Genomic DNA, 214 nt, shown 5'->3' with positions numbered 1-214 from the left:
CATCCACAGTCACCACAATCGTGGCTGTTGGATCATTCACGGTACCCGTCAATGCAGGGGTTGCATCGTTGCTCAGATCATCATCCACCGTCACAATCGGTGCAGTCACATCTGTAGAAACCGTACCGGTACCTGGTAATGAGGTGTTACCCGCTGGGTCTGTCGCTGTTGCAGTGACGGTCTCACCATTGGTCAAGCCACCTGGATTTGGTGT

Annotated in this window: 1 protein-coding gene; it reads right to left on the bottom strand. The window is 53.3% G+C overall.

The annotated features are described in order from the left end of the window. On the bottom strand, window positions 1–214 hold a 214-nt coding region (locus tag V6E90_RS21800; protein ID WP_332606449.1), incomplete at both ends, for a hypothetical protein.

The sequence above is a fragment of the Acinetobacter sp. ESBL14 genome (assembly GCF_036668815.1).
Classification (GTDB): domain Bacteria; phylum Pseudomonadota; class Gammaproteobacteria; order Pseudomonadales; family Moraxellaceae; genus Acinetobacter; species Acinetobacter gyllenbergii.
Note: the sequence above shows the minus strand (reverse complement) of the source record. Positions and strands in the feature narration are given on the sequence as shown.